Annotated in this window: 22 protein-coding genes; 12 read left to right on the top strand and 10 right to left on the bottom strand. The window is 50.6% G+C overall.

Annotated features, from left to right (window positions below):
• The first annotated feature begins 33 nt into the window (after nt 1-33).
• The 11 genes from AAGA79_RS10995 to AAGA79_RS10945 all read left to right on the top strand — a co-directional run bounded on the left by AAGA79_RS10995 (nt 34) and on the right by AAGA79_RS10945 (nt 11,191).
• A complete protein-coding gene (locus AAGA79_RS10995) occupies nt 34-687 on the top strand; it encodes a c-type cytochrome (protein WP_411825851.1) in 654 nt (217 codons plus the stop codon).
• 9 nt (nt 688-696) lie between these two features.
• Nucleotides 697-2,010, top strand: a complete 1,314-nt coding sequence (locus AAGA79_RS10990) for a hypothetical protein (RefSeq protein WP_411825850.1) — start codon at nt 697-699, stop codon at nt 2,008-2,010.
• Between the two features lie 24 nt (nt 2,011-2,034).
• Nucleotides 2,035-2,814, top strand: a complete 780-nt coding sequence (locus tag AAGA79_RS10985; protein ID WP_411825849.1) for a c-type cytochrome — start codon at nt 2,035-2,037, stop codon at nt 2,812-2,814.
• Between the two features lie 19 nt (nt 2,815-2,833).
• Nucleotides 2,834-4,327 (top strand): cbb3-type cytochrome c oxidase subunit I, encoded by a 1,494-nt coding sequence (locus AAGA79_RS10980; RefSeq protein WP_411825848.1) that lies wholly within the window; start codon nt 2,834-2,836, stop codon nt 4,325-4,327.
• Between the two features lie 24 nt (nt 4,328-4,351).
• A complete protein-coding gene (locus AAGA79_RS10975; protein WP_411825847.1) occupies nt 4,352-5,113 on the top strand; it encodes a hypothetical protein in 762 nt (253 codons plus the stop codon).
• 40 nt (nt 5,114-5,153) lie between these two features.
• Nucleotides 5,154-5,927, top strand: coding sequence for a c-type cytochrome (locus AAGA79_RS10970; RefSeq protein ID WP_411825846.1), 774 nt, complete (start codon nt 5,154-5,156; stop codon nt 5,925-5,927).
• A 51-nt stretch (nt 5,928-5,978) separates the two neighbouring features.
• Nucleotides 5,979-7,892 (top strand): cbb3-type cytochrome c oxidase subunit I, encoded by a 1,914-nt coding sequence (locus AAGA79_RS10965; RefSeq protein ID WP_411825845.1) that lies wholly within the window; start codon nt 5,979-5,981, stop codon nt 7,890-7,892.
• A 51-nt stretch (nt 7,893-7,943) separates the two neighbouring features.
• Entirely contained in the window at nt 7,944-9,560 is a 1,617-nt protein-coding gene (locus AAGA79_RS10960; protein WP_411825844.1) for a heme-copper oxidase subunit III, read from the top strand.
• Nucleotides 9,561-9,602: 42 nt separating this feature from the next.
• Nucleotides 9,603-9,950 (top strand): cytochrome C oxidase subunit IV family protein, encoded by a 348-nt coding sequence (locus AAGA79_RS10955; RefSeq protein ID WP_411825843.1) that lies wholly within the window; start codon nt 9,603-9,605, stop codon nt 9,948-9,950.
• Nucleotides 9,951-10,160: 210 nt separating this feature from the next.
• The gene (locus AAGA79_RS10950) at nt 10,161-10,367 is read left to right on the top strand and encodes a hypothetical protein (protein WP_411825842.1); all 207 of its coding nucleotides are present in this window, start codon (nt 10,161-10,163) and stop codon (nt 10,365-10,367) included.
• Nucleotides 10,368-10,606: 239 nt separating this feature from the next.
• A complete protein-coding gene (locus AAGA79_RS10945) occupies nt 10,607-11,191 on the top strand; it encodes a hypothetical protein (RefSeq protein ID WP_411825841.1) in 585 nt (194 codons plus the stop codon).
• 291 nt (nt 11,192-11,482) lie between these two features.
• On the opposite strand, the gene AAGA79_RS10940 is transcribed toward AAGA79_RS10945, so the two are convergent.
• From AAGA79_RS10940 to rpmI, 6 genes are all read right to left on the bottom strand, one after another.
• Nucleotides 11,483-11,929, bottom strand: a complete 447-nt coding sequence (locus AAGA79_RS10940) for a septal ring lytic transglycosylase RlpA family protein (RefSeq protein ID WP_411825840.1) — start codon at nt 11,927-11,929, stop codon at nt 11,483-11,485.
• 121 nt (nt 11,930-12,050) lie between these two features.
• On the bottom strand, nt 12,051-13,118 hold the full coding sequence (locus AAGA79_RS10935; RefSeq protein WP_411825839.1) for a peptidylprolyl isomerase: 1,068 nt from the start codon (nt 13,116-13,118) through the stop codon (nt 12,051-12,053).
• Entirely contained in the window at nt 13,115-14,266 is a 1,152-nt protein-coding gene (locus AAGA79_RS10930) for a L,D-transpeptidase family protein (RefSeq protein WP_411825838.1), read from the bottom strand. The genes AAGA79_RS10935 and AAGA79_RS10930 overlap by 4 nt, the downstream gene beginning before the upstream one ends.
• Before the next feature lie 34 nt (nt 14,267-14,300).
• A complete protein-coding gene (hflX, locus tag AAGA79_RS10925) occupies nt 14,301-15,599 on the bottom strand; it encodes a GTPase HflX (protein ID WP_411825837.1) in 1,299 nt (432 codons plus the stop codon).
• 147 nt (nt 15,600-15,746) lie between these two features.
• Nucleotides 15,747-16,121, bottom strand: coding sequence for a 50S ribosomal protein L20 (gene rplT, locus AAGA79_RS10920; RefSeq protein ID WP_411825836.1), 375 nt, complete (start codon nt 16,119-16,121; stop codon nt 15,747-15,749).
• 141 nt (nt 16,122-16,262) lie between these two features.
• The gene (gene rpmI, locus AAGA79_RS10915) at nt 16,263-16,472 is read right to left on the bottom strand and encodes a 50S ribosomal protein L35 (RefSeq protein WP_411825835.1); all 210 of its coding nucleotides are present in this window, start codon (nt 16,470-16,472) and stop codon (nt 16,263-16,265) included.
• 118 nt (nt 16,473-16,590) lie between these two features.
• Between rpmI and AAGA79_RS10910 the strand changes: the two genes are divergently transcribed.
• Nucleotides 16,591-18,045 carry a glycoside hydrolase family 75 protein gene (locus AAGA79_RS10910; protein ID WP_411825834.1) on the top strand — a complete coding sequence of 485 codons (1,455 nt, stop codon included), beginning with the start codon at nt 16,591-16,593 and terminating at the stop codon, nt 18,043-18,045.
• 4 nt (nt 18,046-18,049) lie between these two features.
• Here AAGA79_RS10910 and AAGA79_RS10905 read toward each other — a convergent pair whose 3' ends face one another.
• From AAGA79_RS10905 to AAGA79_RS10890, 4 genes are all read right to left on the bottom strand, one after another.
• Nucleotides 18,050-18,436, bottom strand: a complete 387-nt coding sequence (locus AAGA79_RS10905; protein WP_411825833.1) for a hypothetical protein — start codon at nt 18,434-18,436, stop codon at nt 18,050-18,052.
• Entirely contained in the window at nt 18,433-19,572 is a 1,140-nt protein-coding gene (gene metX, locus AAGA79_RS10900; protein ID WP_411825832.1) for a homoserine O-acetyltransferase MetX, read from the bottom strand. Before metX ends, AAGA79_RS10905 begins: the two co-directional genes overlap by 4 nt.
• A 100-nt stretch (nt 19,573-19,672) precedes the next feature.
• Nucleotides 19,673-20,731, bottom strand: coding sequence for a ribonuclease D (locus tag AAGA79_RS10895; protein WP_411825831.1), 1,059 nt, complete (start codon nt 20,729-20,731; stop codon nt 19,673-19,675).
• Between the two features lie 608 nt (nt 20,732-21,339).
• Nucleotides 21,340-22,752 (bottom strand): glycoside hydrolase family 10 protein, encoded by a 1,413-nt coding sequence (locus AAGA79_RS10890; protein ID WP_411825830.1) that lies wholly within the window; start codon nt 22,750-22,752, stop codon nt 21,340-21,342.
• Between the last annotated feature and the right edge of the window lie 25 nt (nt 22,753-22,777).

Raw genomic sequence — 22,777 nt, 5'->3', positions numbered from 1 at the left:
ACCACTTTTACCTGCACCTATTCATACAGAGCCATGCGCTACTTTTTCCTAGCATACGCGATCATTGCCGTCCTCTTCGTGGGGATGATGGGATTCCGCGGACAAAAATTCCACAAGCCGCCAATCCAGGTATTTCCTGATATGGACAATCAGGACAAACTGAAGGCTCAATCCCCGAGTTCGTTCTTTGCAGATCGTCAAGGTGGAAGACTACCGGTCGAAGAAACCCAACCACGTGGTTTCAACGAGACTGGTGAGAAAGCACCAGGTGGTATCCCTGAATATGAATTCGGAGCAGCCACCGGTTACTACGAAACAGGTCATGTCGGAGATTACTTTGGTACAGGCCTTCCAGAGGAGCTTGAACTTGAGACCGAAGAAGATGCAATGACTCTGATCCGACGTGGCGAGGAGCGATTTGGCATTTACTGTGCAATCTGCCACGGCAAATCCGGTAACGGCGCCGGAATGACCAGCCTGTATGGAGTTCCCGGCATTGCCAATCTTCATCTAGACCCTTTCAAATCCGCGTCCTACCCAGACGGTCGTATGTTTGACGTGATCACCCATGGCAAAGGTCAAATGGGTGCCTACGGAGCAAACATTCCCATCCAGGACCGTTGGGCGATCATCGCCTATGTCCGTACTCTTCAAGCCGCAAAAGACGCAGCCACAGCAGCCCAATAATTTTTCCAGATGTCCCATCACGTAACATCCGCAGATATTGCCATTAATGGCGATCACCTCGATAATTCGAAGGTAGCCAAGATCAAGTTCATATGCCTTGCCGTCGCTGGTATTGGCACATTAATCAGTCTATTTCTCCTTTTCTTCGCACCGGAGAAAATTCGAGGCTGTTTCGCCTATTCATGGGTTTTCGCCTACTACTTCTACCTTACCATTTGTATCGGTGGCGTCTTTTGGACGCTCCTTCACAATGTTTCGAATTCGGGGTGGGGGACTTCAGTCCGCCGGACATTTGAAAACCTTGGATCTACGTTCCCATGGATGTTCCTTTTCGGTATTCCTCTGCTTTTCCCACAGGTGAACCAGTATCTCTACGAGTGGATGAATATCCACAGAGCTACACCTGATGGACAAACTGTAAAGGAACACCTCCATCACGTGGATCACCTACTCTACAACAAGTATTGGTTCATGAACCAGACGTTCTGGTACGGTCGTTTTATCTTTTACGGTGTAGGCTTGGGAGGTGTCATTTACTTCCTTCGCAAGCTTTCAACTGGCCAGGATACCGACCCGAATCCTGGAACAAAACGTCTTTTCCTTGCCCGTAAACACTCCACTTGGCCGCTTATCATTTTTGCGCTTACCATCACCTTCACTGGTTTTGATTTCGCCATGGGCTTGGATTACAAATGGTTCTCGACCATGTGGGGGGTCTATCTCTTCGCCGGTGCCGCTTTGAACTCGATGGCAGTTATAATACTTGTCTGCGCCTGGCTGAAATCCAAGGGGCACCTCAAGCATGTGACTGGGCCGGAGCACTTCCATATCATGGGTAAATTGCTTTTCGCTTTCACCGTTTTCTGGGCCTACATCGCCTTTTCCCAGTTTTTCCTCATCTGGTATGCGAACATTACGGAGGAGACATCCTACTTCCTTATCCGCAACACTGGTAACTGGAATACAGGAATGCTTTTCCTAGTGTTTGGTCACTTCGTAGTTCCGTTTGTCGTTCTCCTCCAAGCATGGCTGAAGAAGAACCCGAAATACCTTTCGATCGTAGCGATCTATACGTTGTGTATGCACGCCCTTGATCACTATCTTATCACTATACCCGAGCGTGGCGTCTCACTCGGTAATATTAACCCAAAGGTATTCGGCGAAATCGCTACTTCGATTCCCGGCGCATTCTGGGGTGACGTCTTTGCATTCATCACAATCGGCGCGGCCTTCGTGTTCTTCCTTCTCCGTTCACTGGGACAACACTCCCTTTATCCGAACCGGGACCCCCGGATTTTGGAATCCTCCAATTTCACTAACTAATTTCTCTCCTAACTTTTGCTCCGCATGGACCCATCCCGCGATAATCTACTGATCCGTTTCAAAGCTTTCATCGATAGCCTCGGTGTTTTCACGATCTTTGCCGTTATTCTACTTCTGATCCTAGGGATCGGAGCCCTTTTCGGCTGGTTTAAACAGGGCGAGGATACTGAAATTGCTGGTGCCGCAGTTCGTTACGAAAACCGCGACAAACTCAATGAAGATCAAGCTGCTGTTATTGATCCTGATGTAAAAGAAAGGGTAATGCCAGGGGTTGCAAAAACGCTTCTCAATTCGAAGCCAGTTGCCGTAGAAAAGCCCGAGCAAATTGTGCCTGGTTCAGAGACTGCACAAAATATTGCAAATGAGCCCGGTCCCGATCTCAGTGCGATTGACGCTCCAGTCGATGAAAACGCAGAAGCGGAGCCGATTGATCCAGCTATGATGGAAATAGGTAAAGCCCAGTTTTTGGTATGCGCTGCTTGTCATGGTCAAAACGGTGAGGGTGGTCTTGCCGCCCCTCCACTCGCCGGATCCGAATGGGTTTCCGGACCGATTTCAAATCTCATTCGTATCCAGTTCCGTGGTTTGGAAGGTCCAATCACAGTTGCAGGAAAAGAATACAATTTCCCTGTCGGGATGCAGCCAATGGCCTACCAGAGCGATGAGCAGATCGCGGGGGTCCTGACCTACGTGCGAAACAGCTTCGGAAACGAAGGTTCTGCGGTGACCGTAGAACAGGTTGCATCGTTACGCAGCGAAGTGGGCAAGCCGCTTCTCAAGGTTGAAGAACTCACCAAGCCATAACTAATTTTACCTGAATTCGATGTCTTTAGATAATATTCCAACTCCAGAACAGGACGCAACATTGCGCGCTTCAATTGATCGCTCATTGCGTCATCCTGTAATGTTCTTCCTCACCAGTGGTGCAGCGTGGCTTGCAGTTTCCTTGGTTCTCGGAATCATTTCCTCTGCAAAGGTGCATGCTCCTGAATTTATGGATGGATGCAGTTGGTTGACCTATGGTCGCACACAAGCCGCACATTTGAACGTCTTGGTCTACGGCTGGGGCTTTCAAGCTGCGTTCGGAGTCATTATCTGGCTAATGTCTCGTCTCTCCCGTCAGGAGTGTAGAGCTTCCGGAATTATCCTCACAGCCGGGCATATTTGGAATCTCGGTGTCAGCTTGGGTTTATTGGGTATCCTCTCCGGCCACGGAACAGGGATGTCCTGGATGGAATTCCCTTCGTTTGCATGGCCAGTGCTTCTAATTAGCTATTTTGCGATTATCGTTTGGTCTTTTGTTCAATTCAAAGTGCGGGATGCGGCACATGTTTATATTTCACAATGGTATCTCATTGCCGCAATGGTTTGGTTTCCATGGATTTTCATCACCGTAAACCTGCTCCTGCACGTGTTCCCTGGTAATCCTGTTATGGCGAACGCTATCAACGCTTGGTATAAATCAGGACTCATTTTCCTCTTCTTCACCCCGGTTGCTCTAGGCACTGCCCTCTATCTGGCACCAAAAGTTACGGGAACTCCCATCCGTAGCTATTCGCTAGCCAAACTAGGGTTCTGGTCACTCGCTATCATCATGCCATGGGCCGGAATGCAGAAACTTACCGGTGCCCCGATTCCTTACTTCCTCCCGTATGTGGGCGCTACCGCAACGGTACTTTTCTTTATTCCTGCATTCACCGCTGCAATGAACCTTCTCAGAACTTCCCTAGCGGATATGGAGATTGTAAACAATAGCCCGACTTTGAGATTTACGGTCGCTGGTGTATTCGGCCTGATAGTCATGGCGTTTTCCGCAGTGTTCTTGAATCTTCCGGGATCTTCATTGCCACTGTCCCAGTTTTCGATGTCTGGCTACGGCTTTGAGATCATCTCTCTCTACGCGTTCTTCAGTTTCGTGATGTTCGGTGCCATTTACTTTATCGTCCCACGCATCACTCGCCGCGAATGGCTTTCACGCAGGCTGATCAAAATGCACTTCTTTTTCTCGATTTACGGAATCATCACCATCGCGCTTGTCGCAGTCTTCGGTGGGATCCAGCAGGGCATTGGACAAGAAGCTTTCAACCAGCCATGGGATGACGCGGCACTACGCGCCAGACCTTATGCTTGGGCCACGACCATAGCTTGGTGCTTTATCCTTTTCTCCAACGTGTTTTTCTTCCTTCACCTGACCGTGATGTGGCTCCGCCTTGGTCGTCGTAGCACACATCCTACTCTACTGGTGGCGTCACACGGACACAGTCCACACGGGGAAGAAGGGGACATCGACAACGTTGGCACTGCTTCAGCACATTAATTTTAATTTCCAATTACTTCACAAATGAGTTTTCGTAATTTCATCCTCAGTCTCGCTGCCAGTTTCGGAGTAGCCTGGTTGGCCCTCGTCATCGTTCCATATTTAAAAATGCGTTCGATGGAACCTATCTCATTGTCCGAGGACGAGGTGAGCGGTACTTCTGTTGTATTCAATCCTAAGCGTGCTGGCCGTATCTCCGATGGAGCCGAAGTCTATGCTGAGAATGGTTGTTACCAGTGCCATACCCAGCTTGTCCGTCCAACTTATGCCGGCAATGACATGTTCCGTCCCGATTGGGGTGGTCTTGCATCCGACGAAGACCGTGGAGACACCCGCCGTGAAACGAACGCCTTCGATTTCGCCGGTGAGAAATACGCTAACATCGGCGTTGCCCGCCTCGGCCCGGATCTTTCCAACTTGGGACGACGCGTAACCGCTGTTTACGCGATTGATGAGGAGATCGAACCTGAGCTGTGGCTCTATCGTCATCTATTCAAGCCACGCTGGCTCCCTGAGCGTCGTCAATCAGCCTGTCCTTCGTTTGCATTCCTTTTTGATCAGGTAGAGGTTAAGGGTAACCCTGCTGATGAAACACTTCCCTTCTCCGGAAAAGACGGACGGGAAATCGTTCCCAAACCTGCGGCCAAAGCTCTGGTATCATACCTCCTCTCGCTCAAGAAAGATCAACCAGTCCCGGCTGCCCTAAACTTTGCTCCCGCACAGGCTGAGCCTGCTCCAGCGGCGGCCCCGGCATCCGCTCCGGCGGAAGACGCTCCAGCCTCTTAATAATTACGTTTACCCAATACTTTCCCCGATCATCTAGAACATGTCTGCTCCAAGTCATCAGTCGAAAAGTCGACCAGATCTCAACGAAACGATCAACGTCAGCCAAGCTCACGGCAAACTTGCCCGTGAATCTGCAGCCACGTTGCGCGAAAAGCGCCTTGCGGAACACGGTGATGAGCCTGTTTCGTTATGGGTGATCCTTGCCTGCGGTATCGTTCTTCTTATTGCTGGTGGTGTCCTCGGGAATGCGGGCACTCTATTCGCCTACGGATCCACTTTCCGTAAGGATTATGTTCGCGGCAAAGCCCCTGGCGGTGAAGACGCGGGTCCGGTTCCAAAGGCAGCACTTGCAGCATTCAGCAACCGTGGTCAGAAAATCTACTCGAAGTGCAACGGGTGCCACGGCGCGGATGGCAAAGGCGATGGCGCAAATTACCCATCACTTGCAGGTTCAGAATGGGTCATGGGTGACACAGAGAAGCTCGCAATGATCATCCTCAATGGACTCCAGGGCCCAACTAGCACAGGTAAGACATACGGTGCCGGAGTCATGCCAGCGCAAGGAGCAGGTATGTCTGCAGATGATCTTGCTGGTGTTATGACTTTCGTAAGAAACAGTTTCGGAAATTCATCCGGAGATGTCGTTACGATAGAGATGGCTGCCGAAGCATTGGAGATCTCAGCTTCACGCGCCAATCCAGGAACTCCGGTTAATGCAGAGGAAATTGCTGCGGAGCACATGAAAATGCTCCCTGGTGAAGCACTCGACCCGACGACTCTTGTCAATCCTGCCACACTGGCCCCTGCAGAATAATTTTTCTCAGTTCACTTTTCTGAAATAGCATACTATCGCCTTACAGCACTTATGAGTTCTCACGCCGCATCAAATTCCGATCACGGACACTCGCATGACGATCACGCAGATCATCATCACAATCCTGGATTTCTCCAAAAATACGTCTTCTCCACGGACCACAAAACCATCGGCATACAGTATGGACTTACATCCATGTTGTTCCTTGCTTTCGGATTCTACCTCATGATGGTGATGCGTTGGAGCATCGCATATCCGCATGAGCCACTTCCGGAATGGATGAGCTGGATCTTTACCGATGGCTGGAAAGCGCGCTGGCTTCAGGACGGTAAGGTAACGGGTGAGACCTACAACATGTTTGGCGCGATGCACGGGACCATCATGGTTTTCCTTGGAATCGTCCCGCTTGGTTTTGGTGCGTTTGGTAACTACGTGACACCCCTTCAAATCGGTGCTGTCGACATGGCATTCCCTAAACTCAACATGATGAGCTACTGGATCTACGCAGTAGGCGGAATCGTGATGTGTGCCTCCTTCTTTATGGAATCCGGTGCCGCAAAGTCAGGTTGGACCAACTATTCCCCACTTGCCGGTTTTGCTGACGGGCAGATTGTAAACCAATGGTTGGCAGGGCAAACACAGTGGCTGCTTGGATTGGTGCTACTTATCACGTCGTCACTACTGGGGTCGGTCAACTTTATCACAACAATCATCAACCTCCGGGCAAGAGGTATGACGTGGATGAGACTGCCGTTCTTCGTCTGGGCGATGCTTGTTACCGGCTTTCTCTTGCTCTTGGCATTCCCACCTCTCGAAGCTGCAGGGATCATGCAGCTTATGGACCGTGTGGGCCATTCATCATTCTTCATGCCATCCGGCTTGTTCACAAAAAGCGAAGGTCTTGCCGATCTTTCAGGCGGTGGTTCACCACTCCTTTTCCAACACCTTTTCTGGTTCCTTGGGCATCCGGAGGTATATGTTCTCTTGCTGCCTGCTGTCGCCTGCGTTGCTGAAATCATTCCGGCGAACACCCGCAAGCCACTTTGGGGTTACAAGTCGATGGTCTATTCCGTTCTTATCCTCGGTTTCCTCTCCTTCATCGTCTGGGCTCACCACATGTATATGACCGGTATGGGAGCAGCTGTTTCCACATTCTTCCAGACAACAACTGTTCTAATCTCGATTCCCTCGGTAATCATTATTACAGCCATGATCATCTCCCTTTGGGGCGGCTCGATCAGATTTACACCACCAATGCTCTGGGCATGTGCGTTCATTCCAATGTTCGGCATTGGCGGTCTCACCGGTCTTCCGCTCGCATTCAACCTCGTGGGTCTCCACCTTCACGATACCTATTACGTGATTGGTCACTTCCATTACGTGGTTGCACCGGGTATTCTCTTCGGTCTGTTTGCAGGTATCTATCACTGGTATCCGAAAATTACGGGGAGATACATGAGCAGCAAACTCAGCCACATTCACTTCTGGCCGAGCCTCATCTGCATGAACCTGATTTTCTTCCCAATGCTTATCCAAGGTATGGCAGGCTTCCACCGTCGTTGGTACAATGGTGGTGATGCCTATCTCGCGAAAGCAGCCGACAGCACCAACGTGTTCGGTAATGTGGTTCGTGAACACATCGACCTGAACATCGTAATGTCGATGGGTGCGTGGGCTCTCGCCATTTCACAGATTCCGTTCATCATCAATCTGTTCACCTCTTGGAAGATTGGTCGGAAGGTTGAGAACGACAATCCTTGGGGAGCCACGACCCTTGAATGGGCTACGCCAACCCCTCCAGGACACGGGAACTTTACGTTTGATGTCGCGGTTTATCGCGGTCCTTACGAATATTCCCGCCCGGACTGCGATAAGGATTATTTCCCGCAATGGGTTGCACCGAAAAAGAACACCGACGAGCCAGTGGAAACACCGGAAATCGTTAGCACTAAGGATAATCACTGAAGTTCGGACTTCACCGAAAGCTGAAACTGAACAATCGAAATACTTCAAGAAATGGAAATCCCATATATCGTAAATGCCCGTAAGGACACCGGGCTCTTTAACTCCAAAATCGCCATCTGGCTGTTCCTTGCTTCCGAGGTCATGCTTTTCGGAGGTTTTTTCTCAGCCTATGTTTTTCTCCGCTTAGGCGCTGATTATCCATGGCCGGAAAGGTCGCTTCCTGTGCTCCCTGGTCTCATCAATACCTTCGTGCTCATCGGCTCGTCGGTAACTGTGGTCTTCGCATGGGCTGCTCTCAAGATGCGCCAATGGCGGCAGTTCCAGATCTACATGGGAATCACTATTGTGTGTGCGTTTCTTTTCATGGTGTTGAAAGGCATTGAATACAACGTTAAGCTCCATCACCAAGCCGTTCGGTTGGATGACTATTCTGTCATTGAAGGTCACCTGGGGTACGAAAAAGAAGGAGACGAATACGTTGAGGATCACAACGGCAATCATATCGAAGAGAATATGATCCGCGTGAACACTGAAGGACTTGTTTTCAGTACAGTTCGTTTCTACAAACCATGGGTAGCTGAGATCCTCTCCGAGGCTAAGCACGAGGACGCGAAGATCACGCTCAAGGATGACATCAGTGCTGTATTAAAAGAAGGGGAGAAGGAAGAGGTTATCGCCAAAAAGGGCACGGAACTTTCTGTTGATCTCCTGAACGAACTTCAGGACGTCTACGTGGCAGCTCGTTCACACAATGCGAAGATTCGCACAAAAGCGCTCCGCAGTGAGTGGAAAGAGGCTAAGGAAGCCAGCCCGGACAAGCAGGGTTGGGAACTTTCTACTGACGTTAACATAGACCAAGATGCTATTGGTCCATTGCTTCTTACGGAGGTTTCATCCGCAGAGTTTGTTTTGTCCAAGCCCACTGAATTACTTTTCAGACCACGTGACATCAAAGAGGCTGCCGGAAAGTCGAGACTTCGGGATGATACAACAGTCATCGGTGAGCTCGAAGCGAGTCCAATGGTTTTCCACAATGTTGACGCGATTGATTTCCAGCATTTGGTAATGAAAGCGGAGGAGAAAGGAATCTCTCCTGAAGTCGCGATCGAAAACTCATGGTTGATGCAGAACAACGCCTTTGTTCGCGATGCATGGGAATGGCACCTGGCTGATGTAGCCGAGCTACGGAAGCTTCTGGTTGACCGCTATGGTGTAGACGAAGAAACCGGAAAGCCAAATCGTGAGCCGACCCACAAGGAGCTCTATCGAATCGGTTGGGAGAAACTTGCGGAAAAGGGTGAGCAGCAGCACCAGATCAAGCTTTCCGGGCTTGCAGAGCTGAAGGAGAAGTTCATGGGGCCTAACTACGAAGCGCGCGGTGATGAAACCTTCCATCACCTTTCGATCCCTCGTGAACAGGTTAAGTTTGCCGCGAAGTTCTCTCCTGCATGGAACACTTACTACGCAATCTACTTCACCATTACCGGGCTCCACGGGCTTCACGTCATCGGTGGTGCGATCGTTCTCGGTTACTACCTCTTCTTCGGACGTAAAATGTATCTGGAAAATCCTGAGTGGCTCTGCAACCGGGTCGAAGTTGGCGGCCTGTTCTGGCACTTTGTCGATCTTGTATGGATCTTCGTATTCCCGATCCTCTACTTGATGTAATCTTCAGTTCTACAATACCTTAAATTTTACGTAAAAAAATCAATGGCTAACTCCGTCGAAGAAATTCAAAAGGCTAAGAAAACTTACATCCTAGTTTTTCTGGCACTCCTTGTAGGTACTGTTCTTACTGTTCTGGTGGCAGATCCTCCGTCTTTCCTCTATTGGTTGGATGTCGGTAAACATGGGTTCGACCCTTGGGATGCGGTTGTCGGGCTTTGCATCGCTACTACCAAGGCTACCCTCGTTGCTCTAATCTTCATGCACTTGAATCACGAGAAGAAATCCATTTACTGGATCTTCTTTGGATCGTTTTTCTTCTGCGCATGCATGGCCGGATTGATTGCACTTGCGAAAAGCAGCCCTATCTTTGACACCTTCTTCTACCACTGAACCATATGTCACTTCGCGCCTTCCACATTGTCTTCGTTACCATTTGCACTCTACTCTGTGCTTTCCTGGCTATCTGGGCGTTCGTCCTTTCGCCTGAAAATGAGGGGATGTCGACAGGGTTGGGGGTAACAGGGATAGTTGGATTGCTCCTTATGCCTTTTTACGGCGTATATTTCATCCGCAAAGCGTCTAAACTCCACCTCTGAAATCATGTTTGATTTGAATTTTATTGCCTGTTCAACCTGTCGTGTGAACTTTTCCGGAAGCGATAGCGACGCTGCCGGCTACTCGATCTTTGCTCTATTAGTGGTGATCCTAGCTGTGCTTGGTGCAGTTGGTTTCTTCATGATCCGGATGGCTCGTCGCGAAAACGACAATCTCGACCCAGAACTCCGAGACGATTACGTCTCCCATTAGTTTTTACCTTCTATTCTCCAGCTTCTACTAAAATGACCTTTTCTGAACTCCTAGGACTCCCTGAAAACTACTCCGCACATGGAGGACAAGTCGATCACCTGATTATGGTGGTAACTTGGTTCATGCTTGCGCTGTTTGTTGGTTGGACGATTTTCTTTTGTTTCTGCCTATTTAAGTTTTGGCACAAGAGAAACCCAAAGGCTTCGTATGAGGGGGCCCGGAGCCATCTTTCAAGTCATATGGAGGTCGCAGTTATCATTATCGAAGCTGTTCTTCTGCTTGGTTTCGCATTCCCGCTCTGGGCGGATCGTGTTGATGGCTGGAAAAAGGTCCAAGAGATGGACCCCGTTCGTGTTAGGGTTGTCGGCTGGCAGTTCGGCTGGACATATCATTACCCTGGATTGGATGGTAAATTCGGACGTATTGACCCTAATCTAATTTCTGGCTCAAACGATTTGGGTATCGATTATTCGGACCCGAATGCGTTGGACGATTTCACTGCTCCAGTACTGAAGTTGCCAGCTGAGCGTCCGGCCGTTCTCAACATCGGCACAAAGGATGTGATTCACAATTATGCGATTGTCCCGATGCGGGTTCAACAGGATGCAATCCCGGGCAAGGAAATTCCGATGTGGTTCACTCCGATCAAGCCGATGGAAACATCTGTTGTCTGCGCCCAGCTCTGTGGCGAAGGACACGCGAACATGATCGGAACGATGGAGGTTGTAGGTGCTCCTGCTTACGACACATGGGCTGAAACCCAGTCCCAGACGGCGTTGGAGGCAAATCAGAAGCCTGCTGCCGAAACTGCTTCCCTAGACTAGCAGATTAGCAAGATTTACAGCTGAGGCGTTCCTACGGAGCGCCTCAGTTTTTTTATGTCTGATCCCTGCGTCTGGATCCAGTGGTTTGAAGGGACGGTTCTTACCCCATACCGGTGTTTGCTGCTAATTCGGGAGTTCGCCTCACGTGGCATAACTTGAACGCCTTAAGGGTGATTTGTGAGGCAATACAGGCATAGAAAAGAGCGTGTCGGTTTCGACACGCTCTGACTAAATTTTTGAGCCAACCCAAATTCTGTTCAGAAATATGGGGAAGTAACCAGGAAAGTTGTTCTAGGATTCAGGCTTGTCCTCGACCTTTTCGATCACTTCGACTTTCACAGGGATAACACCGCGGCTTACAAAACCAAGTTTCTCAGCTGTGCCGATGGTGACATCAATAATCCGGCCTTTAATATATGGGCCGCGGTCGGTGATCGTAACGATCTCTGATTTTTCGTTGGCCAGATTGGTCACACGGACCTTGGTTCCCATTGGAAGGGTTTTGTGAGCTGCAGTAGGAGCCTCGTTCCGTAAGCGTTGTCCACTTGCAGTAGTTGTTCCGTAATTTGTTTTGATGGAATACCACGACGCTTTGCCGTGATGGACAGATTTTACACTCACGGTTTTCTTTTCCGGTGCTGAGGCTGTGTCGGCAGTCGTATTAGCACAGCTTGGAATCATCGCAAAACCGGTCAGTGCCAGTAGTGCGGTTCTGAATTTACTTGTGTGTTTTCTCATGGATTGTGTCGGAAGACGCCGTCGCCCTACGTCTGATTGATGAGACGTGCAATAAAAAAACCACAAAACAAGTTTTGTGGTTTTAAGATAAAGATCCGGATTTTGAGTGATTTTTCTTCAGCTAGTATGCCACCAATTGATCGTGGAAGATATCGATTTTGTGTTCCTCGAACTTTCGCAAGGCTCGCTTGAAATCCATGACTGCCTTGTGACGTTTTGCTGAGATCAATGCTTCGGTTATTTTCTCCCGTGCCTCATCCAAGGTCAATATACGGCTGTTTTTTCGCTCTTTCAGGATTGCCAGGTGCCAACCTATTTTTGTTCGTATCAGCGTTGGCTTGTTTACTCCCAGTGCGAAAAGTTGCTCTCCAAAATCAGAAGGGAGGCGCTCCTTGGACATCCACCCCAAGTTGCCTTGATTTTCATTGGTTGCTGTGTCCTCAGACAATTCGAGAGCCATGGTCGAGAAGTCCGTCTCACCGGTTTCCAGCGCCGCTAGGGCTGTTTCGAGTCGTTGCTTCGCAATTGGGGAAGGGGTGTTCAAAGTGGAGATGAAAATATGTTGGGCCATCACTCTTTCAGGAACGACGAGCTCTGGTTTATGAGCTTCGAAAAAGTTCTGAACTTCTTCTTCTGTTACAGCGACCAGCGGATCAACTCTGAGGGCGATGTACTTTTCCTGCTGAATGCGGGCCGCGATCCGATTTCTCAGCGATTCTTCATTGGGAATTCCTTGTGAAATCATCGCTGTCTCGATGGCGTGCCTTGACTCGAATTTTCCTATGAAGGTTTTGAGCCGGGCATCGACTTCTTGCTTTGAGACCGGCAGTTCGGCGGTGTTGACTTTCACTTTCACCCTGAGGAGTTCGTGATCGATCAACTCACCCAAGGCGGCATAGGTGAGAAGTGTTTTTTCTTCGGGATTAATTATGTCGGAAATAGACCGGCCGGATGTCCACAAATGTTCGTTGATGGCATAGTCCAGTTGGCTTCGTGTAATCTGACGATTGAAGACCCGAGCTACGACTCCATTTGCCTTGGCTTCCGCGATTGCCTCAGCGCTGTTCGGATCCTTTGATCCGATTTGTTTTTTCAGAGGTCCATCGAAAACAAAAAGATCCCCCGCTACGTAGGCCAGAACCAGCAGGTATACCCCGAAGCGGAGGGAAAATTTGGTGAATGTTCTCATCGAATTTCGACACTGCAACCAGGGCGAAGCATTCCCGGTATGCGGACAATGTCCCAGTTCGCCAGGCGGATACATCCGGAGGAGCGTGAGCGTCCAATGGTCTCAGGATCAGAAGTGCCGTGCATGCCGATTCCCGGCTTGGAGAGTCCACACCAGAGCACACCCACCGGGTTGTTCGGTCCACCGGGAATATTCAATGAGTTATTCGAGCGTTTCCCTGTATCGAGAAGAGTTTGATCGTAGCGCCAGACAGGTAGTTCCACCGCGTTCTGCATTTTCCATTTTCCATACCTGATAAATTGCGGTTTACCCGGTGTAATCGGAAATACTGCGACGAGAGATTGGTTTGCCACCCGTGCCGGGGTATCTGCTTCCGGGTCAGCTACGATCAATGCTCTGAGGTTTGCCTCGTAGATGCGGACCTGGTTTAGTTTGGTGTCGATGACTGCGTGGCGCTGACTGAGCGCTTCGTCTTCCTTGAATGCCGCTCCAGTAAGGTTTTCGATCTGAAAAGCACTGACGTTGGGGACTATGATGGAGTCACCGCTGCTTAGGTTGTTTATCTTCGATGAAGAGTTAAGCGAGATGAGGTAGGGAACGTCTGTGTGATACCGTTCGGACATGAACTCACCGTTGCTTCGGTAGGACATCCTTTTAACCTTTGCCTGTTCGGCTTTCTTATAAGGGAGGTTCGGATTGACCCAATCTTTGACCACAGCGGGAACGATGGCCGTTGCGAAGGGATTTGGGACTGATCTCTGCGCTGCGAGATTTACTTCTCTCCAGCTATCAATCGGGTATCCGTTGGCTTCATTCCAGGATTTTACGGCAAGTTCTGAAAATTGTCCGATTTTCCCGTCGATAACGCCTGGACCAAAGTTCATGTGATCGAGGAAGATCTGGAGTCTAACTGCGTTTTCCCCGGTTGGCTTCAGCTCAATTGGATTAACCGATAGCGGAGCAGGTTCGATTTCGTTAATACCTGCAACGTTGCCGGGTGTCAGAGGTTGGGTTGGAGGGACTGCCACGCCTTCCGCATTCAGCGGCAGTGCTTTCATTACAGTGCCGGGTTGCTGCAGGGGTGACTGAGCGAGAACTTTGGCACTTAGAAGTGCGATGAATACGAATGTGGACAGGGGACGAAGCATGATGTTGGTAGGACGGTTTGGTTTAGCAGAAGATTCAGGCGGGTACTAAGAATTCTTCAAGTCTTCCGGCGATAGTTGGAGGAACTACGGCTGAGACAAGTATGTCGTTTTGTTCATACTCAGTGGAAAGGACTTTTGCATCCTGATGGAGTAAACTGAGGATGTCTCCTCGTTTCTGGGGTATTCTGTATTGCTGCCTTGAAACGCGGTCCGCCAGAACCCGCGAGCATTCCTTGAGTAGAGCATCTGTTCCGTCTCCATGAAGTGAGGAGGCGCGGAGAGCATCGGGGAAGGCGCGGTCAAGATTCGCGAGTGTTTCCACATCCGTCACGCGATCAATTTTGTTCAATACGGTAATGATTGGCTTATCCAAAGCTCCGAGTTCCTCCAGGACTTCCAGTGTGGTATCGTGGAACTTCTGTATATCCGGTGAAGTCGAGTCGAGGACGTGGACAAGGAAATCAGCCAAGACGGATTCCTCAAGGGTAGCCTTGAAAGCCTCAACAAGTCTGTGTGGGAGATTTCTGACAAATCCAACTGTATCGGTGATTAGTAGAGGTTGGCCATCCGGGAGGTCGATACGGCGTGTGGTGGTGTCGAGGGTGGCAAAGAGCATATCCTTCGCCATGACATCGGATCCTGAAAGCCGGTTCAGCAGAGTGGATTTTCCAGCATTGGTGTATCCAACGATGGCCCCGTGCGGTGTGCCCAATTTTTCACGCTCTTTGCGCTGGGTTTTTCGTTGTTTGCGGACGACTTCCAATTCGCGTTTGCAGCGATCAATACTCATGTGCGCGAGTCGACGATCGACTTCGATTTGCTTCTCACCCATGCCGCGGGATGTGCCGCCGCCGCCGGCACCGCCGGAGCCTGCTGACTCACGGTCAAGGTGTCCCCACATTCGCGCGAGGCGGGGGAGTGCGTATTGCATTCTGGCAAGCTCGACCTGAAGGCGGGCCTCGCGTGTCTGGGCCCGTTTTGCGAAGATATCTAGTATGACTTCCTCACGATCGATTACGCATAGGTCTGAAAGTCGTTCCCATTCGCGTTGCTGTGAGGGGGCGAGGTTATTATCGAAGACGATGACATCGCATTCGTGGGCCTTTGCGAGTTCTGCGATTTCAGCTGCTTTGCCGGTACCACAAAGAAATTTTTTCTGCATTTCCCGCGGTTTGGTAAGAACCGACTCTACAACCTCGATCCCAAGGGTGGAAACGAGTTCGCCCAGCTCAATAAGAAGGGAAGAGGATTCTTCCTGTTCGCGAGCGTCAAAATATAGTCGCACAATTAGTGCGCGCTCGACCATTTCTGGCTTTTGTCTGACTTCGAACATGGAATAAAATAGTTAACATGCCCTGAGAAATGGGCAATGCCGAATGATTGGGGACTTGGGGATCTTCGGGCGGAATCTATCCAAGAAAAAAGCCGTTGGAACTTTCGATCCAACGGCTTTGAAGTGGTTAGCTTGGATGCTACTCGCTTACGCTGCTTTCGCTTTGTCTTCGAGAGCTTTCTTCGCTTGCGCTACGATGGCGGAGAATGCAGCGGCATCAGTGATGGCAAGATCGGAAAGGATCTTGCGGTCAGCTTCGATACCGGCGGCTTTCAGGCCTTCGATGAAGCGGGAATAGGTAAGACCTTCGGCACGGGTAGCAGCGTTGATACGCTGTGTCCATAGACGACGGAATTGACCTTTACGCTTCTTGCGGTCGCGATATTCGTATTGTTGCGCTTTGCGGACTGCGTCCTTGGCGTAACGGAAGAGCTTCGAGCGGAATCCGCGGAAGCCTTTTGCCCGCAGAATCGTGCGCTTACGGCGCTTGCGACTGGCGGGCGAATTGGTGGCTCTTGGCATTAGTTTCTTTGGTTGTGAACAAGTCGTTTTTTATCGTTCCTTCCGCAGTCTCACCTGTTCGTGTCTCCGGGGTTTCCGGATCAGGCTGCGTAAAGGCCGTCCGAATCGCGGACGGGTGCGTAGCGTCGTTTTACTTCTCTATCAATGGAAAGGAAGGTTCTCTTTGACATTTTTGATGTCAGCGTCGGAAACAAGACCTGCTTTACCGAGAGCGCGTTTGCGCTTCCGGCTCTTGCCTTGCAGCAAGTGGCGTTTGCCTTGATGACGACGAAGGACCTTACCTGTACCAGTAACTTTGAAGCGTTTGGCGACGGCTTTCCGTGTTTTTGCTTTTCCTCCTACTCGTGGCATGGGGCGCGAAACCTACAAATTGCGTGATTATTGGCAAGATAAAACTGCCAGGTATTTGAAATAACGCGGAAAAGCTTCGATTGCGCTGTGGGCACAGGAATGCTTAGGATTTCCGTGTATGTCAGAGAAGAATATCAAGCGCAGCGAGACGAAAAGGAACTTCCCCTGGTTTGGAGTAGGTTTTCTAGTTCTGGTGCTTGCGGTGATGGCCTCGTTTCTCACTGAAATCCCGGCAAAAGTGGCCAGAAACCTGAAGGAACTGGCGGAAGCCAGAAGACCACGGGAACAGACGGACGAGAATACCCTGAGGTTGCAGGTGGAGCAACGCCTGAGAGCTGAAATGGAGCAGGAGTTGGAGACTCAGCTGGCCGCCCTGAAACTTCAGGGTGACGACAAGGCTAGCGTGGAAGAGGTAACTGAGGATTCGGCTGCCCCTGCCTTTACTCCAATGCCCCTCGGGAAAATCACCGATGTGCGTAAAATGCGTAGCGGGATCCCGTTTCAGACGGAAATCACTTTTGAGGAGGGCTCAATCGCATCGAAAGAGCGTGAGGAAGCGAACAGCTATGTGGCCAAGTATGAGCTTAAGCTAGTGCTGCCTACTGCTGCGAAATCGGTGGAAGACCTTGAGATTACCAATAATAAACTTTCAGCGATTCTCCCCGCGCTTCCGAAGTTGCTGGAAACAGCGAAAGTTTCCAAATGGTATGGCACTCTTTATAAGAATAAAGCGGACCGAGTGCGACGGGATGCAAATGCGCTCAATGAGCTACTTACAAAGCATAACATCTACGATTGTGACACGATCCTGAATATTACTTCCGAGTCCGGCAGGAAGGTGTTTTTCATGCAGGCTGAGATGGATGTGGTATCGGATGGCTCTGACGGAGATCGCCTGGCAACGATGCCGGATTCCATTGTCAACTCAACCTACTACCAGCCATTCACGAGTTACGGATGGACGAAACGGACAAAAACTCCGAATCCGATGGTGGCGGGCTGGGAGAACCGGATTGTTGCCGGGACTAAAGAGCTGAACGACCCGAAGATTTCAGCAGAGCGTAAGAGATGGCTCAAGGATAGGATCGCGATGTTGAAACGGGGGATACAAGACTTGAAGGCCCGGAGTTATCTAATAGCTGATTATGATCCTTTTATGGTCATTCCAGTGAACCTCTTGACGGATCGATCCGATCCTTTTGCTCCGAAGGTAGGGGATTATGCTGTAATCATTTACGGGGAAAAACTCTATCCATGCATCGTGGGTGATGGTGGTCCTACCTTCAAGGTGGGAGAGGCCTCTCTCCGGATGGCGAAAGAGCTGAATGCAAAGGCCTCGTCATATAGCCGGCCTGTATCCGATCTGACTGTTAGCTATCTGGTGTTTCCCGGTAGTCGTGAGGCGAAGAACGGCCCTCCGGATTATGATGCGTGGAGGCAAAAATGCCACGAACTGCTTCAGGAGATCGGTGGTCTGGGTAGTGGATATGAGCTTCATCAGTGGGAGGATTTACTTCCAAAGCCCGAGCCTGAAAAACCTGAGGCGCCGGTAGTGTCTCCCGCCGGGGAATAGCCGGCTACTCTTCCTCCTCGATCATCATTTTCCGGAGGCGCTCCGCCGACCATGTCTTGTAGACTTGGACAAGCAGGACTCCGCAGACCAGGAAAACGATGAACTCAAGGATTGGAGCAAGGCCGCGACCGCGGTCTCCAGCTAAAAACTTCATTAGATCGGGAAGATTCATTACGCCCCGCCCCACGCCGAGGAGGGCAAGGACGCCTGCCCCTACGATGCCGTGCCATAGCATCTTTATGGAAAATAGTCCGCAGATCAGGAATCCGCCTCCCAGCGTCATGCTGCCCAAGAGAAATGCCATTCCTGCAGCTTCGCCCAACTGGCTCATGCCTAGAAAGCCAAGCCCGATAATGATGGCAGCGGAGATAAAAATGTGAGCGCGTATCATCGGAGTGCCCAAGCGATGTGTGGAGTGTAGAGGTCCGGCTCGAGAAGGAAGGAGTCATGACCTTTATCCGAGTGAACTGTGATATGCATCGATTCCACTTCGGAATCTTCCAAGTGCTTGACTAGCTCGGCTTGCTCTTCCGGGTAAAAGCAGAAGTCGGAGTCGATCGAGAAGACCAGCCATTTCTGTCCGGCTGCCTTGCATGGTGCGAAGAGCTCTTCGGGAGTCGCCGCATCGGATTCGTTGAGTGCGTTATACCGGGACCACAGGTCAATGATCCGGAGATAGGTGTTTGCATCAAAGCGGCGAACAAACTTTTTCCCCTGATGAAGCATGTAGCTCTGGAACTGATCACTGACACGATACCAGGCAAGGACGTCTTCTGCTTGAATGACATCCTGCCTTGCCCGATTTTCGATGGAATCGAGATGGACGAAGGTTTTGTGGGAAATCATACGGGCAAGTGCCAGACCGTAGAGAGGTGGCTTTTTTCCATAGAAGTCACCGCCAGCAAAGTTCGGATCGTTCTCGATCGCTAGGATTTGCTCAAAAAGAATCAGCTTATTGAGGACCGTGGTTTTGAAGCCTGCAGCCATATTGATGACGTTTTCCACGCGATCAGGAAGCCGGGTGGCAAAGGTGAGAGAAATGAGACCGCCTACGGACGGGCCGACAACTGCCTTCAATTTCCCAATACCAAATGAGTCCAGCAATAGTGCTGCGGCATCGACCTGATCGGATGCGGATACGGAAGGAAAAGAGGAGCCCCAGTAGTTTCCTGTTTCCGGGTTGATGGAGGCGGGGCCGGTGGAGCCGTAGCAACCTCCAAGATAGTTAGGGCAGATTATGAAGAGGTGGTCGGTATCGAGCGCTTTTCCGGGGCCGATCATGCTTTCCCACCAACCGTGGTGGAGCTCGGGCTGCCAGAGGTCGCCAATGCCGGGGATTCCGGTATTGAGGCCTGCTGCATGATGGGAACCCGAGAGTGCGTGAAAGAGAAGGACTGCGTTCGATTTCTCCTCATTCAGGGTGCCCCAGGTCTCGTAGGCAATGGTGATGCCGGGGAGAGAGGCGCCTTCGCGCAATGGAAAGATCTCCGGACTGGTGAAAAATTGGGTGCTGGTTTCAGCGGACATGGGAGCGGTTCTAGACGTAGATTCCGGATTTCTAAACCTAAATGAGGAGAAATTTAGTGGGATGCATCAAAAATGCAGTGCCAGAGGGCGTTCCAGCGTCCTACAGACCCAGGAGTTTCTGCTGCCAGCTCATCAGAACGTCCGCTGGCTCGGCTTCTTTTGCTGCAATCGTCTCAATCACGGAGCGGGAAGCTATGAGCGACGGGTCTATATCGAGATCCGCTGCAACTTCTTTCCTGAGTGCGAGATATTTATCGACTGTTTGATCGAAGTCTTTGTCGCGCTTGCGTCGTTTTGTAACTGGACGCAGTGGCCACTCTTCTTTGGGCACCTGATCTATTTCCGCTAGCATATCGTTGAAGCGCTTAACGCGTTCCGCACGGAAATGTGGTGGGAGATCGATCGTTTTCTTGTCTGCCAAGCGGAGGGCCCACTCAATGAGGTGCTTGTTTGTGGAGACCATGAAAGACGGGCGGTCCCAGGATTCGGCTTCCTTGTCACGCCAATGCCAAAGGGCACGAAGACAGGTAAGACCGTATGGGGTTAGTTTTCCTGAGCCGGAGATTCTCCATTGCTCGTCTTTTGAATCATCGCGCTCGGCAACTTTCTGTTGGGCTGCCTGGCAGCTTTCTGTAAACCACTCGTAGCGACCGTTCTCCTTTAGTTGAGAGACAATTTTTTCTCCCATTTCCAGAAGATAATGGACGTCGTTGAGAGCGTAGGAGATCATTTTCTCGGAGAGAGGGCGTTTCCCCCAATCAGCTTTCTGTGAGGTCTTGGAAAGGGTGACGTCGAAGTAATGTTCAACGAGGTTCCCCAGTCCGAATTTCTTCACTCCGAGCAAACGTGCACCGATCTGCGTATCGTAGACGGTCTCGGGGAGTCTCCCGAATTCACGTTTGAGCATGGTCATGTCGTAATCCGCACCATGCATCCAAACGGTTGCATCGACCAAGTAGTTGTCCAGCGGGGAGAGATCATCGATTGCGAGCGGATCGATTAGAACGCAGTCCTTACCAGCGGTGAACTGAATGAGGCAAAGAGACTCTTTGTAGCGGTGAAGGCTGTCCGCTTCGGTATCTATCGCGCAGACTTTATTTTTCTCAATACGATCACTGTTGTTAAGATAGTGGTCTAATTCTTGAGTTGAGCTAATCATACGGATTCGACGGGGAGATTGGCGATGGAAATGCAATCTCTTTCGAGTGACAACGTAAATATGCTATGTCACCGAAAAAGTGTCTCAATTTACCATTGTAGGGGCTGACGTTATTTGCGCTCTTTCAGACTCGAAGGGGTTTTTAAGCCGAGAAATGCTTCGTTCCCTAATTTTATTTATTTTCGCTAAGTTATTGATAGCGAGTTGATAACGAAAAAGGTGATCAAGGATTATGCGCAAAATGCAATACGGTATAATTATTCGGGAATTGTCACCCAACTGAATTTCTAACTCTTCATTTCCCCAGGCAAAAAAAAGCCGCCGGGGCACCCACCCCGACGGCTAAGCTGAACAACTTCAACACACCCGAAGGCATAATGAGGCTGACAACTGCTGTTCACCCTTACATGAAAACACGGCTTTCGCGCGGTCTTCAGGGATTAAGACTCCCAGATAAATGGATCGTTCAAAGTTTTTTGAGAAAACTTGAGAATTTCATTTAGACGATATTCAGGCCTGCATGCGGGAAGCTTCAGACTTGAAAAGGAGCACTAGGAAACGCCTTTCGATGAGATGGAACACAGGTGCATTATTCTACCCGTTGAGGGTTAATTTTTACCGAGAACTTTTGGAGCTGAAATGTTCCCGAAACGGTCGAGTGATGAGAGGGCAACGGCATCTGCTGCGCGGATGCTGATCTTCTCTAGTCCTGAAGGCACTACAGCTACTGTGTACCAGGTGTTTCCATAACGGGCCTGGACTGCAATCTTGGCGGCCGCGTTGTCTTTCAGCCAGCGGATGGATGTACTATCGCCCGAGATGGATGCTCCAGCCTTGGGGGTGGGAGGGGTGGCTTTACTGAGCCACGGCATGGGTGGGACTGCAACGGCCTGGGTGTAGGCTTTCGGGAGCTGGTCGCTGATCCCTCCCTGGTTTTTCATGAGTCCGGCCATGCTCCAGTGTATGTGCCCGACCCAGTTTTTCCCGATGGTGCGGGAGAGGCTGATCTGATTGATGATTTCCGATGCAGGCCGTCCTGGATCATCCGAAGAGTGGATACGGGTGGTTGCGATCCCCGGCCAGACGGGGCGGGATCCTTGCTGACGCCACCATTGGAGCAGTGCCGAGTAGCTTTGTTTTGAAGGAGAGATGCGCCAATACAGCTGTGGCGCAAGGTAGTCCACCCAGCCGTTTTTGAGCCACTTTCTGGAGTCAGCGGCGAGGTCTTCATAGGAGTCGACTCCGGCTTCGATACCGCTTGGGACACCCGGACGCCAGATTCCGAACGGACTGATTCCAACGCGGACCCAAGGCTTTTGTTTCTTCACGGCGGAATACAGCTGGCTAACGAAGCCATCAACATATGCACGGCGCTGGGAGGGGGATTTTCCATCATTGAAACGGAGGTTTCCAGACGGATAGGGATAAAAATAATCGTCGAGGTGGACTCCATCGATATCGTAACGGCGGACTACGTCCAAAATGACAGAAAGCGCGTGGGAGCGGGTGTCCGGTAGGGCGGGGTCACACCACAACATGCTACCGTATTTTTTTATTACGTGAGGCTTGGTGCGTGAAATATGGTTTCCGCTGCAGGAGTGGGAGGTATTGGAAAGTGCGCGAAATGGATTGAACCAGGCGTGGATCTCAATGCCCCGTGCGTGTCCCTGCTCGATCCAGTATGCAAGCGGATCATAGCCTGGTGATACGCCCATCGTGCCGGTTAGCCAGGGGGACCAGGGTTCGAGGCTGGAGGAATAGAGAGCATCCGCGTGTGGCCGGACCTGAAGGATCACGGCGTTCATTTTCAGGGAAACGAGTTTATCGAGGATTTTACGGGCTTCCGCCTGTTGGCTGGCGGCGCTGAGGCCTTTTTTCGTAGGCCAGTCAATATTGTAGATGGTTGCTACCCATGCGGCACGAAACTCTCGGGTGACGGCGGGCGGGCGCTCATTCGAAAGGCCGTAATTCTGTGCCGATAGCGGAAGGATACAGAGAAGCAGTAGAAGGCAGAATTTCATGATATAGTATGACCCGGCGTTAAGA

Origin of the sequence: Luteolibacter sp. AS25 (assembly GCF_046736275.1) — a bacterium.
Taxonomy (GTDB): Bacteria; Verrucomicrobiota; Verrucomicrobiia; order Verrucomicrobiales; family Akkermansiaceae; genus Luteolibacter.
This window is presented reverse-complemented; position numbering and strand designations above follow the sequence as displayed.